The following is a 12675-nucleotide window of genomic DNA, read 5'->3' on the forward strand; positions in this document are numbered from 1 at the left end:
TCCGCCAACAACCACAGATGAAATATCCATATAAACAACATTTATCAGAACTTAACACCATAAAACAAGCGTAATTAAACGAAAATCAGATCATTTATCTCAACGAGTCAAAATGGCCCCAATTGTCTCATCGGTTGGGCGAAAACTGTGCAGAGCCGGCAGCCGGACCACTCGGCTGAAATCTGAAATGCCTGGAAGGCACAACGGCTGCCAATCCGGTTCGTTATTTCGACATCGTTCAAAGGAAAACAGTATGAAAATCAAAACACTGGCAATGATTGTTGTGTCAGCCCTGTCTCTGAGCTCCGCGGCGGCCCTGGCCGATACCACCACGGTTAACGGCGGGACCGTCCATTTTAAAGGGGAAGTCGTTAACGCGGCCTGTGCGGTGGATGCCGGCTCTATCGATCAAACCGTCCAGTTGGGCCAGGTGCGTTCCGCGAAGCTGGCCACGGCGGGGAGCACCAGTTCGTCCGTCGGTTTCAACATTCAGCTGGATGATTGCGACACCACGGTAGCAACCAAAGCGTCCGTCGCCTTCGCCGGTACGGCTATCGACAGCAGCAATACCACCGTTCTGGCGCTGCAAAACTCTGCCGCCGGCAGCGCGACCAACGTCGGCGTGCAGATCCTCGACAACACCGGCACGCCGCTGGCGCTGGACGGCGCCACCTTCAGCGCAGCCACCACCCTGAATGACGGCACCAACATCATTCCGTTCCAGGCGCGTTACTACGCCACTGGCGCCGCGACCGCCGGTATCGCGAACGCGGACGCCACCTTCAAAGTGCAGTACGAGTAAGGCAACCATCAGGCAAGGAAGCCATCCGGGCCAGGAGGGCCCGCGCTTAATTTTGCAACCGGGGTGAAACGATGCAGGGAATGAAATCGGGTCTGCTACTGCTGCTGCCTCCGCTGGCGCTGGCCGGTAATCAGTGGAACGTCACGCTGCCGGGAGGGAGCATGCGCTTTCAGGGCCTGATCATGGCCAGTTCCTGCCGCGTTGAAGCCGGCGATCGGCAGATGACGGTCAATCTGGGACAGATCAGCAGTAACCGATTTCACGACGTGGGCGAAGACAGCAACCCGATCCCTTTCGCGATTCATTTACAGGATTGCAGTACGGCGGTCAGCCAGCATGTCGGGGTGGCATTTCACGGCGTGGCTGACGGCAAAAACCCCGACGTGCTGTCGGTGGGTGAAGGCCCGGGGATCGCCAGCGGGATCGGCATCGCGCTGTTCGACAGTCACGGCCAGCAGCTGCCTCTCAATCGTCCGCCGGATCGCTGGGTGCCGCTCTACCGCGGACCGACGACGCTAAATTTCGTCGCCAAATATCGGGCGACCGGACGCCAGGTCACCGGCGGCGCGGCCAACGCCCAGGCCTGGTTCTCATTAACTTATCAGTAATCAACCCGCAGACCAGCAGGACAACACCGTGAGCAGACAAGGAGATAATGTGAGAAAAACGGCAACGACGATACGCGGCATACTGACGGGATGTGTGCTTTTCGCCGCCGGCGCGTTGAGCGCCAGCGCGCACGCGGGCGTCGCGCTGGGCGCGACCCGGGTCATCTACCCGGCGGGTCAGAAACAGGTCCAGCTGGCGGTGACCAATAACGACGACAACAGCACCTGGCTTATTCAGTCATGGGTGGAAAATGCCGATGGGCAGCGAGACGGCCGGTTTGTTATCACTCCCCCCCTGTTTGCCATGCAGGGCAAAAAAGAGAACACCCTGCGCATTATCGACGCGACCAATAACCAGCTGCCGCAGGATCGGGAAAGCCTGTTCTGGATGAACGTGAAGGCCATTCCTTCAATGGATAAATCGAAGCTCAGCGACAACACCCTCCAGTTGGCGATTATCAGCCGCATCAAGCTCTACTACCGACCGGCAAAACTGGCCCTGCCCCCGGATCAGGCGCCGGACAAGCTGACCTTTAGCCGCAACGGATCGTCGCTAACGCTGACTAATCCCACCCCCTATTACCTGACGGTGACCGAACTGAACGCCGGAACGCGCATTCTGGAAAACGCCCTGGTGCCGCCGATGGGCAAAACCAGCGTCAAGCTGCCCGCGGATGCCGGCAGCACCATCACCTATCGCACCATTAACGATTACGGCGCGCTGACGCCGAAAATGAATGGCGTACTGCGTTAACTCTGGTGTGCCCCGCCGCGCGGGCCACGCTGCGCATGACCAGAAGCACTGACTGCCGGGCAACGTCGGACCGGAGGGATTATGTCACATCGAAAATATGGACTGGACCATGGGGGTCGCCCAAGCGCCCGGCGCCTGATTACGCCGGCGCTGACGCTGTGGCTCTGCTCGCAGCCGTTTGCCGCGCAGGCGGATCTCTATTTTAACCCCCGCTTTTTAGCTGACGATCCGGCGGCGGTGGCAGACCTGTCGGGATTTGAAAAAGGCCAGGAGGTCCCGCCGGGCACCTATCGCGTCGATATTTACCTCAATAACGGCTATATGACTACCCGGGACGTTACTTTCCAGGCCGACGCGCAGGGCCATGGCCTGTCGCCCTGCCTGACCCGCGGCCAGCTGGCGAGCATGGGGGTGGATACCGGACGGGTGACGGGCATGGCGGCCCTGGACAGTAAGGCCTGCGTGCCGCTAACGACGCTCATCAGCGAAGCCACCACCCGCTTCGATGTCGGCCAGCAGAGCCTGTATCTCACCGTACCCCAGGCGTTTATGGGCAGCCACGCCCGCGGCTATATTCCGCCGGAGCTATGGGATAACGGCATCACCGCCGGGCTGATTAACTATAACTTCACCGGCAATAACGTTCATAACGCCACCGGGGGGAACAGCCGTTACGCCTATCTGAATCTGCAGAGCGGGCTGAACCTCGGCGCCTGGCGCCTGCGCGATAACAGCACATGGAGTTACAGCAGCGGCGGCAGCGCCTCATCCAATGAGAACCGCTGGCAGCACGTCAACAGCTGGCTTGAGCGGGACATCATTCCCCTGCGGTCGCGGCTTACCCTCGGGGATAGCTACACCAACGGCGATGTCTTCGACGGGATCAACTTCCGCGGCGCGCAGCTGGCCTCCGATGACAATATGCTGCCGGACAGCCAGAAAGGCTTCGCGCCGGTGATCCACGGGATCGCCCGCGGCACCGCGCAGGTGTCAGTCAAACAAAACGGCTACGAAATCTACCAGAGCACGGTGCCGCCGGGGCCGTTTACCATCGACGATCTCTACGCCGCGGGCAACGGCGGCGATCTGCAGGTCACCATTAAAGAAGCGGATGGCACCCGCCAGGTCTTCAGCGTGCCCTGGTCAACGGTGCCGGTGCTGCAGCGCGAAGGCCATACCCGCTTCGCCCTCTCCGCCGGGGAGTACCGCAGCGGCAACAGCCAGCAGGAAACGCCCGATTTTTTCCAGAGCACGGCCATGCATGGCCTGCCGGCCGGCTGGACCCTGTACGGCGGCGCCCAGCTGGCGGACCGCTATCGCGCCTTTAACCTCGGGGTGGGGAAAAACATGGGCTATTTCGGCGCCTTGTCGCTGGATATCACCCAGGCCAACGCCACCCTGCCTGACGACAGCGAGCATCAGGGACAGTCGGTGCGTTTTCTCTATAACAAGTCACTGGATGAGACCGGCACCAACCTGCAGCTGGTGGGCTACCGCTACTCCACCCGCGGCTACTATAACTTTGCCGATACCACCTACCGCCGGATGAGCGGCTACAGCGTGGAAACTCAGGACGGGGTTATCCAGGTGAAACCCAAATTTACCGACTACTACAATCTGGCTTACAGCAAACGCGGCAAGGTGCAGCTGAGCGTGACCCAACAGCTGGGGCGTACCGCCACCCTCTATCTGAGCGGCAGCCACCAGACTTACTGGGGCACCGACGATGCCGATGAGCAACTGCAGGCCGGCCTCAACGCCGCCGTAGACGATATCAACTGGTCGCTAAGCTACAGCCTGACGAAAAACGCCTGGCAGCAGGGACGCGATCAGATGCTGGCGGTTAACGTCAATATCCCCTTCAGCCACTGGCTGCGTTCCGATAGCCGTTCGGTCTGGCGGCACGCCAGCGCCAGCTACAGCCTGTCGCACGATCTCAATGGCCGCATGACCAATCTGGCGGGCCTGTACGGCACCCTGCTGGATGACAACAACCTCAGCTATAGCGTGCAAACCGGCTATGCCGGCGGCGGCAACGGCGACAACGGGAGCACCGGCTATACCGCGCTCAACTACCGCGGCGGCTACGGCAACGCCAACGTCGGCTACAGCCGCAGCGATGGCTTTAAACAGCTCTACTACGGGGTCAGCGGCGGCGTGCTGGCGCACGCCAACGGCATCACCTTGAGCCAGCCGCTGAACGATACCGTGGTGCTGGTGAAAGCCCCCGGCGCTGGCGGCGTGAAGGTGGAAAACCAGACCGGGGTACGCACCGACTGGCGCGGATATGCCGTCCTGCCGTATGCCACCGAGTATCGCGAAAACCGGGTCGCGCTGGACACCAATACCCTGGCGGACAATGTCGACCTTGACGATGCGGTGGTCAGCGTGGTGCCTACCCATGGGGCGATCGTCCGCGCCAGCTTTAACGCCCAGGTGGGGATGAAGATCCTGATGACGCTGACCCATCGCGGCAAACCGGTGCCGTTTGGCGCCCTCGCCACCAGCGACAGCAACCAGAGCGGCAGCATCGTCGCGGATAACGGTCAGGTCTACCTCAGCGGGATGCCGCTGGCGGGTAAGGTGCGGGTGAAATGGGGCGATGGCCCCGACGCCCAGTGCGTGGCCGATTATCGTCTGCCGCCGGAGAGCCGGCAGCAGACGCTCAGCCAGCTGTCCGTCGCGTGTCGCTAAGGAGATGAAGATGAGAACACCGCAGTATCTGCTGGGCGCCCTGCTCACGCTGGCCGCGCCGCTGGCCTTCGCTGCCGACAGCACGATCGCCATCAGCGGCTATGTGCGCGACAACGCCTGCGCGGTGGCCGGAGAGTCGAAGGAGTTCACCGTCGATTTGCAGGACAACGCCGCGAAACAGTTATACGCCGTCGGGGCGACGACCCCGCCGGTGCCGTTCCGTATCGTGCTGTCGCCCTGCGGCACTTCCGTCACCGCGGTGAAGGTCGGCTTCACCGGCGTGGCGGACAGCGTCAATACCAGCCTGTTAAAACTCGACGCCGGCGCCTCGGCGGCGGCGGGAATGGGGGTGGAGATTCTCGACCAGCAGCAGTCCCGGCTGCCCGTCAATGCCCCGTCGTCAGCCATCGCCTGGACCACGCTGACGCCGGGCCAGACCAACATCCTGAACTTTTACGCCCGTCTGATGGCCACCCAGGTGCCCGTCACCGCCGGGCATGTCAATGCGACAGCGACATTCACCCTGGAATTTCAGTAAGCGGAGGCTGCAATGAAATGGACCCACGTGGGCTGGCTGCTGGCCGGCCTGTTAACCGCGAGCCCTTACCTGCGGGCGGCCGATGTCACCCTCACCGTCAACGGGAAGGTGGTGGCCAGACCCTGCACGGTCTCCACCGTCAATGCCACCGTCGAGCTGGGCGATCTTTACACCTTCAGCCTGATCGGCGCGGGCTCGGCATCGGCCTGGCACAGCGTGGCGCTGGATCTCAGCAACTGCCCCGTCGGTACCTCACGGGTGAAGGCCACCTTCAGCGGGACCGCGGACAGCACCGGCTATTACAAAAACCAGGGGACGGCAGGCAATATTCAGCTCGAACTGCAGAGCGAGGACGGCGCCACGCTGAACAACGGCAGCAGCCAGTCGGTACAGGTGGATGAGGCCAGCCAGTCCGCCCGCTTCCCGCTGCAGGTCAGGGCCCTGTCGGTCAACGGCGGCGCCACACAAGGCACCATTCAGGCGGTGATTAACGTCACCTATACCTACGCCTGAGCCAGGAGAGCATCATGATGAAAAAAATTATCCCTCTGTTCACCACCCTGCTGCTGCTGGGCTGGTCGATAAACGCCTGGTCCTTCGCCTGCAAAACGGCCACCGGCGCGACGATCCCCATCGGCGGCGGATCAGCCAACGTCTACGTTAACCTGACCCCGGCGGTCAACGTCGGGCAAAACTTGGTGGTCGACCTCTCCACGCAGATTTTTTGCCATAACGACTATCCGGAAACGATCACTGACTACGTGACCCTGCAGCGCGGATCCGCCTATGGCGGCGTGCTGTCGAGTTTCTCTGGCACCGTGAAATATAACGGCACCTCTTACCCCTTCCCGACCACCACGGAAACGGCGCGGGTGATTTACGATTCACGAACCGATAAGCCCTGGCCCGCCGTCCTGTATCTGACGCCGGTCAGCACCGCCGGCGGGGTGGCGATCGCCGCAGGATCGTTGATCGCGGTGCTGATCCTGCATCAGACCAACAACTACAATAGCGACTCCTTCCAGTTCATCTGGAACATCTACGCCAATAACGACGTGGTGGTCCCCACCGGCGGCTGCGATGTCTCTGCCCGCGATGTCACCGTCACCCTCCCCGACTACCCGGGCTCCATGGCCGTGCCGCTCACCGTGCACTGCGCGCAGAGCCAGCAGCTGGGGTATTACCTCTCCGGCGCCACCGCGGACAGCGCCCACGCGATCTTCACGAACACCGCCTCCGCCTCGCCGGCGCAGGGGATAGGCGTCCAGCTTACCCGCAACGGCAGCGCCGTGCCGGCGAACAGCACGGTCTCGCTGGGCACCGTCGGAACCTCGCCGGTCAATCTCGGCCTGACGGCGACCTACGCCCGGACCACAGGCCAGGTCACCGCCGGTAATGTGCAGTCGATCATCGGCATTACCTTTGTCTATCAATGATGACCGATGACATCCTCTCTTCCTGCTCGCTGGCCGCCCGGGGGTTGAACCAGCGGATGCTGAACGCGGCGAAGCGGCTGGCGGGGGTAAAAAAGCGGGTGGAACATCCCCCGCATATGGCCCCTCGCTTTCCTCACAGGCAGCCGCCTCGTTCATCAGCAAACTCACGGTCGGCGTTTGAACAGGCATGGGGGAAGCGATGAGTGACTAATGGCGCGGATGCGCTGGCGAGTGAAAAGCGCACCGGTTTACACCGGTGCCGGTACGTCAGGCGCGAATATCGTCGTATTCGCGGGTGTTATCGAATTCATGTTTGGCAAACGGGCAGAGTGGAATAATCTTCCGCTGCTCCTGGCGCATTTTTTCCACCACCTTCGCCACCAGCTGTTTCCCCACGCCCTGGCCTTTCAGGCTGGGATCGACATCGGTATGTTCGATAATGCTGAGGTGTTCGCCGGTGGGAACAAAAACAATCTCCGCGACCTGGTTACCCTGCGCGTCGTTAACATAAAATTTGTTGTGCCCTTCCAGTATTTCCATCTTCTCCTCGCTTATTTATGACGATATTGCAGGGCGCCGCTCGGGCAGGTATCGATCACCTTCACCACCGTCGCGACATCCACTTCATCCGGGATGATCCACGGCTTACGCTTGAGATTGAACAGCTTCGCGCTGCCGCGCACGCAGTTCCCGGAATGCTGACAGATCGCCGTATTAAAGTAGACGTCGATTTTCTCCCCGGTGTAGGCCCGGTAGCCGGCTTCCAGTAATTCCTTATCCATGACATTGCCTCGGTCTTGTTTTATGACTTTCAGGCTAAGCATAGTCCTCCCCGTGACGGCTGACTATGCGCAAGTCGGTAATGGGCGTCAGGAGAGGGATTTGGCGCATCCTCCCGCTCTTCCGGCGCGCACGGATCCCGCAGTCAACGTACGGTTGACTTTCATTCCCGCAACGAGGCGATTACACTCATGACACACTGGTAAGAGCACTCAGGGATGTTCCATTGAATCATATTGCCACCATAGCCCGCCCGGCGCGGCTACTGCTCGTCTTGCCGCTCACCGGCTGCTCACTTTCACCAGCGATCCCGGTATTGGGCGCCGCGTTCCCCGGCTGGTTTTTCTGCTTGTTGGGCGGCGCGTTTTTACTCATCCCCTGCCATATCCTGATTACCCGTAACGGCTGGCAGCCGCGCTTTTCTCCCCTGGTCTTCAGCTATGTCGCGCTGATGTTCCTGTTCGCCACGCTGCTGTGGTTTCTGTTTTTTGTTCACTGATCGCTTATGACTACTTCCCGCACTCCCCTGTTACGCAAGAAATGGCCTCTGCTGGCGCTGGTCCTCGCCGCCATCCTGGCGCTGATCCTGGTTATCTGGCAGCTGCAAACGTCGCCGGAGACCAATGACGCCTATGTCTATGCCGATACCATCGATGTGGTGCCCGAGGTCAGCGGACGCATCGTGGAGATGCCCATCCGCGATAACCAGCGGGTGAAAAAAGGCGATCTGCTGTTCCGCATCGACCCCCGTCCCTATCAGGCGATGCTCGATGACGCGAAAGCCAGGCTGACGACCCTCGACGCGCAGATTATGCTGACCCAGCGCACCATCAAAGCGCAGGAGTATAACGCCCAGTCGGTAGCGGCCGCCGTCGAGCGCGCCAGAGCGCTGGTCAAGCAGACCACCTCCACGCGCATCCGCCTTGAACCGCTGGTGCCGCAGGGGTTTGCCTCGCAGGAAGATCTCGATCAGGCGCGCACCGCCGAGAAAGCGGCGCGGGCGGAGCTGGAAGCCACGCTGCTGCAGGCCAGACAGGCCTCAGCGGCCGTGACCGGCGTGGATGCCATGGTGGCGCAACGCGCCGGGATCCTGGCGCAAATCGCCCTCGCCGAACTGCATCTGGAATTTACCGAAGTGCGCGCGCCGTTCAACGGCGTGGTAGTGGCGCTGAAAACCACCGTCGGCCAGTACGCCTCGGCGCTGAAGCCGGTATTCACCCTGCTGGATGACGACCGCTGGTATGTGATCGCGAACTTCCGCGAGACCGATCTGAACAACGTGCGCCCCGGCGTGGCGGCGCGGATCACCGTGATGACCAACCACAACCGGACCTTTAGCGGGGTGGTGGATTCGGTCGGCTCCGGGGTCCTGCCCGAAGGCGGGAGCGTCATCGAAGGCCTGCCGCTGATCCAGAAAAGCATTAACTGGGTCCACGTCTCGCAGCGCTTCCCGGTGAAAATCGCCGTCAGCGATCCCGATCCGGCTCTGTTCCGCATGGGCGCCTCGGCCAGCGCCGTGCTGCAGCCGTAGCCGGGCGACGCGATGTTTCCTCTCGCCCATTTTTTACGCCAGGAACTGCGCGACGCGCCGGGACGCGCCAGCTACACGCTGCGCCTGACGCTGAGCTGTGCGGTGCTCATCACCCTGTTCATGACCCTGCAGATCCCCTTCCTGGCCGTCGCGCTGATCGTCGTGTTCTACGTCAGCCAGCCTAACGTGTTGATGATTAAGTTAGTCAGCGTGGTCTTTTTTGTCACCGTCAGCGTGGCGCTCGGCGGCGTGCTGCTGATCATCAAGTGGACCTATGACTACCCGCTGATCCGCCTGGCGGCCTCCGTGGCGCTCTTTTTCTGCGCCATCTATCTGATGCGGGTGCTGGGCAAGCTGGGACTGGCCTTTTTCGTGGTGGCGCTGGCGGTGATTTACGCCCAAACCTTCCCGTCGATGACCAGCCAGAGCGAGATCCTGGTGCGGCTGCTGCTCTGGCTGTGGGTGGCGATTAACACCGCGATCCTTGTCACCCTGCTGGTCAACGCCTGTTTTCAGCAGGCCTTTCCCGGCAACCAGTTTAAGGCGCGTCTGGCGGAGATGCTGCAGTCGGTGGGCGGCCGGCGGGCGGCCCCCGCCCCCCCCCCGCCCGCCCACCCCGGGCGGAGAAACGCCACCGACCTTCGGCGAGACCGCCGCGCAGTTCAACCAGCTGCAGTCGCTGTTCGCCCAGGCCTGCCGGGCGACGCCGGAGATCGCCGCCGATCCGCAGGCCTGGCGCTCGCGGCTGGCCGCCACCCTGCGCTGCTACCAGCTGGCGGCGCTGCTGCAAGCGGACGAGGCCGATAGCGACGATCGCCTGCTGCTGTCGCAGGCGGTACTGCAGCTGAAGAGCGCCCTTAGCGAGGGGCCGTTTGACGGCGCCATTCCCCCCCTGGCGCTCAGCGGCCGCGGCGCCAATCGCGCCGTTCTGCAGGAGATGGCTGCCCTTCTGCAGCAGTTGGCCCAGGGTGAGCCGGTGGCCCTGCCGCAGGGCGAGGTGGAAAAACCGCCTCTGCTGGCGCCGGACGCCTGGCGCAACCCGGCGTATCTCCATTTTGCGCTCAAGACCCTGCTGGCGACGCTAATCTGCTATGTCTTCTATACCGCTGCCGACTGGCAGGGGCTGCACACCATTATGCTGAGCTGCGTGATCGTCGCCCAGCCCGGGCTGGGCGCCACGATGCAGAAGACGTGGCTGCGCATCGGCGGCGCGCTGCTCGCCACTCTGCTGGCGCTGCTGTTAATCGTCTTTGTCCAGCCCTGGACCGACTCGCTGTCGGGGCTGCTGGCGATGTCCCTGCCGGTGATGGCGCTGGCGGCCTGGATTGCCGCCGGCTCGGAGCGTATCGCCTACGCCGGGATCCAGATTGGTTTCACTTTTGCGCTGGCCTTCCTCAGCTGGTTTGGTCCGCTGACAAACCTCACCGAGCTGCGGGACCGGGTGCTGGGCATTCTGCTCGGGGTGCTGGTCTCCTCCATTGTCCATTTGTATCTCTGGCCGGACAGCGAAGCGCCGCAGCTGAAATCGCGCCTCGCCGGACTCTATCGCCGGCTGGCGGACTGCCTCGCCGCCCCGCACGATGCGGTGCCGCTGGCCCCTCTGTTTGTCGCCTTCACCGACAGCGAAGCGCTGATCCATCGGGTTCGCGCCGAACCGCTGGGTACGTATGCCCACCCCTGGCCCCAGGCGAAAGACTGGCCGATGCGCGCCACCCTCGCCCGGGCCGAGGAGATCGCCCGCCTTAGCGAAGGGTACCGGCTCAACGCCGCGCCGGGAGACCCGACCCTGACCCGCTGCGCCGAACAGCTGCGGCGCTACGCCGAACGTATCGAACAGGAGGCGACAGCGCCTGCCGAGCAGCTGGCCGCCGACCTGACTAACCCCTTTGGCCCGGCGCTGGCCGCCGCGCTGGCCGCCCTGCCCGACTGGGGCCCGACACCGATAGCGACTGAGCAACAGGCTAAAACGTCATGATGATCCTTCCTTTCTCCGCGCGGCTGCGCGGCACTCTCCTTACCCTGACGCTGACGCTGCTCAGCGGCTGCGCGCTGATCCAGGACGAGCCAGCCCAGGTCGCCATCGTCAATCCGCAGCAGGTCCAGCTGGCGCAGGTGATCCACCTGGCGAATAGCGACTGGCCGGCAGCCCGCTGGTGGGAGGCCTATGAGGATCCTCAGCTCAATATGCTGATCAACCGGGCGCTGCAGAACTCGCCGACCATGCAGGCCGCCCGGCTGCGCATCTCTCAGTCGCAGTCCACGGTGGAACTCGCCCAGTCGGCGATGGGCCTGCAGGCCACCGCCGTCGCGGCGCAAAACCGCCTGCGGATCACCGACAAATCCTTTAGCTGGCCCTACTCCTACTCCCTGCCGGTGGATAAGAACGGTCCCTGGTATACGCTGAACACCGTTGGCGTCGGGGCGCAGCTGAATATCGATCTCTGGGGAGCCGATCGCGCCCGGGTCGCCGCCGCCATTGGCGAGAAAAACGCCCGGCTGGCGGAGACCGCCGGCATTGAGCTCGACATCGCCAGCAGCGTGGCGCAGCTCTATTTCGCCATGCAGGCGACGTTCCAGAAAATCGCGCTGCTGCAGGACCTAGAGAATATTGCCCAGTTCTCGGTGGCGGCCCACGAGCATCGGACCCAACGCGGCGTGGAAGACAGCGTGGATGTGGCCAACGCCCAGGCCGAGCAGCTCGCCGCCCGCCAGCAGATCATCAGCGCCGAGGGGACGCTGACCCAGTATCGTGAAACCCTGCGGGCGCTGATCGGCGCCGATGCGCAAAGCATGCCGGCGATCCATCCGGTGGCGCTGCCTGCGCTCCAGGAGACGCTGCCGCCGTCGCTCTCTTTCGAGCTGCTGGCCCGCCGCCCGGACCTGCAGGCGCTGCGCGGGTATGTGACCGCCTCCCTGAGCCAGGTCGATGCGGCGAAGGCGGCGTTTTATCCCCATTTTGATATCAAAGCGTTCTGGGGTTATAACGCCCTGAGCGTCGGGGATCTGTTTAAGTCCTCTTTCCAGCAGATCAACTTGCTGCCTGGGCTCTATCTGCCGATCTTCGACGGCGGTCGTCTGAACGCCAATCTGCAGTCGGTGCGCACCGCCAGCAATATTCTGATCAAACAGTACAACCAGGCGGTGCTGGACGCGGTTCGCGATGTCGCCATCAGCTCCAGCCAGCTTAACGATCTGAATCAGCAGCGCGCGCTGCAGCAGCTGAAGGTCACCGCGGCGCAGACCACCACCGACAGCGCTCGCGCCCATTATCAGCGCGGCCTGCTCAGCCGCTACGCCGCCGAAGAGGCCCGGCGGGCGGTCCTTGCCCAGCAGCTGTTGCTGCTGGATATTGAGGCCCAGCGGTTGAGCACCGACATTACCCTGATCAAAGCCCTGGGCGGCGGCTACCGCGGCCAGTAACAAAAATGCCTTCCCCGGTGGGGAAGGCATTAAACCGTCTTCAGGGATTGCCCGGCGGCGCTGCGCTTGCGCGGGCCTACGGCCAACCGCATAGCGGTTTGATATTGTCCTC

Annotated in this window: 12 protein-coding genes and 2 pseudogenes; 12 read left to right on the forward strand and 2 right to left on the reverse strand. The window is 62.6% G+C overall.

Annotation, left to right across the window (positions count from 1 at the left end; genetic code table 11):
• Positions 1 to 253 precede the first annotated feature (253 nt).
• The 8 genes and pseudogenes from fimA to ABLU95_RS03460 form a co-directional block, all read left to right on the forward strand.
• Positions 254 to 802: a type 1 fimbrial major subunit FimA gene (fimA, locus tag ABLU95_RS03425; protein ID WP_004205364.1), complete on the forward strand. Its 549-nt coding sequence runs from the start codon at positions 254 to 256 to the stop codon at positions 800 to 802.
• A 71-nt stretch (positions 803 to 873) separates the two neighbouring features.
• The gene (locus ABLU95_RS03430) at positions 874 to 1410 is read left to right on the forward strand and encodes a fimbrial protein (RefSeq protein WP_086074987.1); all 537 of its coding nucleotides are present in this window, start codon (positions 874 to 876) and stop codon (positions 1408 to 1410) included.
• A gap of 49 nt (positions 1411 to 1459) precedes the next feature.
• The gene (locus ABLU95_RS03435) at positions 1460 to 2164 is read left to right on the forward strand and encodes a fimbria/pilus periplasmic chaperone (RefSeq protein WP_049013340.1); all 705 of its coding nucleotides are present in this window, start codon (positions 1460 to 1462) and stop codon (positions 2162 to 2164) included.
• Between the two features lie 81 nt (positions 2165 to 2245).
• On the forward strand, positions 2246 to 4858 hold the full coding sequence (locus ABLU95_RS03440; protein WP_348878817.1) for a fimbrial biogenesis usher protein: 2613 nt from the start codon (positions 2246 to 2248) through the stop codon (positions 4856 to 4858).
• Positions 4859 to 4868: 10 nt separating this feature from the next.
• A complete protein-coding gene (locus ABLU95_RS03445) occupies positions 4869 to 5396 on the forward strand; it encodes a fimbrial protein (protein ID WP_348878818.1) in 528 nt (175 codons plus the stop codon).
• A 27-nt stretch (positions 5397 to 5423) separates the two neighbouring features.
• A complete protein-coding gene (locus tag ABLU95_RS03450; protein ID WP_074442688.1) occupies positions 5424 to 5909 on the forward strand; it encodes a fimbrial protein in 486 nt (161 codons plus the stop codon).
• A gap of 17 nt (positions 5910 to 5926) precedes the next feature.
• On the forward strand, positions 5927 to 6832 hold the full coding sequence (locus ABLU95_RS03455) for a fimbrial protein (RefSeq protein ID WP_032429212.1): 906 nt from the start codon (positions 5927 to 5929) through the stop codon (positions 6830 to 6832).
• A 41-nt stretch (positions 6833 to 6873) separates the two neighbouring features.
• Positions 6874 to 7023: pseudogene (locus tag ABLU95_RS03460) on the forward strand (fimbrial protein); the annotation flags it as partial.
• Positions 7024 to 7099: 76 nt separating this feature from the next.
• On the opposite strand, the gene ABLU95_RS03465 reads toward ABLU95_RS03460, so the two are convergent.
• Positions 7100 to 7372: a GNAT family N-acetyltransferase gene (locus ABLU95_RS03465; RefSeq protein WP_002916201.1), complete on the reverse strand. Its 273-nt coding sequence runs from the start codon at positions 7370 to 7372 to the stop codon at positions 7100 to 7102.
• Positions 7373 to 7383: 11 nt separating this feature from the next.
• Complete coding sequence (gene yjdI, locus ABLU95_RS03470; protein WP_004205354.1) at positions 7384 to 7614, reverse strand: 4Fe-4S mono-cluster protein YjdI; 231 nt, start codon at positions 7612 to 7614, stop codon at positions 7384 to 7386.
• Between the two features lie 224 nt (positions 7615 to 7838).
• On the opposite strand from yjdI, the gene ABLU95_RS03475 reads away from it, so the two are divergent.
• The 4 genes and pseudogenes from ABLU95_RS03475 (at position 7839) to ABLU95_RS03490 (ending at position 12563) form a co-directional block, all read left to right on the forward strand.
• Positions 7839 to 8111, forward strand: coding sequence for a YtcA family lipoprotein (locus tag ABLU95_RS03475; protein ID WP_032454006.1), 273 nt, complete (start codon positions 7839 to 7841; stop codon positions 8109 to 8111).
• A 6-nt stretch (positions 8112 to 8117) separates the two neighbouring features.
• Complete coding sequence (gene mdtN, locus ABLU95_RS03480) at positions 8118 to 9143, forward strand: multidrug transporter subunit MdtN (RefSeq protein ID WP_152842030.1); 1026 nt, start codon at positions 8118 to 8120, stop codon at positions 9141 to 9143.
• 12 nt (positions 9144 to 9155) lie between these two features.
• A pseudogene (mdtO, locus tag ABLU95_RS03485) lies at positions 9156 to 11118 on the forward strand (multidrug efflux transporter permease subunit MdtO).
• Complete coding sequence (locus ABLU95_RS03490) at positions 11115 to 12563, forward strand: MdtP family multidrug efflux transporter outer membrane subunit (RefSeq protein WP_348878821.1); 1449 nt, start codon at positions 11115 to 11117, stop codon at positions 12561 to 12563. The pseudogene mdtO and the gene ABLU95_RS03490 overlap by 4 nt, the downstream one beginning before the upstream one ends.
• The last annotated feature ends 112 nt before the right edge of the window (positions 12564 to 12675 follow it).

Source organism: Klebsiella sp. GG_Kp146, from assembly GCF_040061975.1.
Lineage (GTDB): Bacteria > Pseudomonadota > Gammaproteobacteria > Enterobacterales > Enterobacteriaceae > Klebsiella > Klebsiella quasipneumoniae.

Bases quoted from the DNA above. Each gene is read 5' to 3' on its own strand.
- fimA (WP_004205364.1), top strand. From the start codon at position 254: ATGAAAATCAAAACACTGGCAATGATTGTTGTGTCAGCCCTGTCTCTG.
- ABLU95_RS03430 (WP_086074987.1), top strand. From the start codon at position 874: ATGCAGGGAATGAAATCGGGTCTGCTACTGCTGCTGCCTCCGCTGGCG.
- ABLU95_RS03440 (WP_348878817.1), top strand. From the start codon at position 2,246: ATGTCACATCGAAAATATGGACTGGACCATGGGGGTCGCCCAAGCGCC.
- ABLU95_RS03445 (WP_348878818.1), top strand. From the start codon at position 4,869: ATGAGAACACCGCAGTATCTGCTGGGCGCCCTGCTCACGCTGGCCGCG.
- ABLU95_RS03455 (WP_032429212.1), top strand. From the start codon at position 5,927: ATGAAAAAAATTATCCCTCTGTTCACCACCCTGCTGCTGCTGGGCTGG.
- ABLU95_RS03465 (WP_002916201.1), bottom strand. From the start codon at position 7,372: ATGGAAATACTGGAAGGGCACAACAAATTTTATGTTAACGACGCGCAG.
- yjdI (WP_004205354.1), bottom strand. From the start codon at position 7,614: ATGGATAAGGAATTACTGGAAGCCGGCTACCGGGCCTACACCGGGGAG.
- mdtN (WP_152842030.1), top strand. From the start codon at position 8,118: ATGACTACTTCCCGCACTCCCCTGTTACGCAAGAAATGGCCTCTGCTG.
- ABLU95_RS03490 (WP_348878821.1), top strand. From the start codon at position 11,115: ATGATGATCCTTCCTTTCTCCGCGCGGCTGCGCGGCACTCTCCTTACC.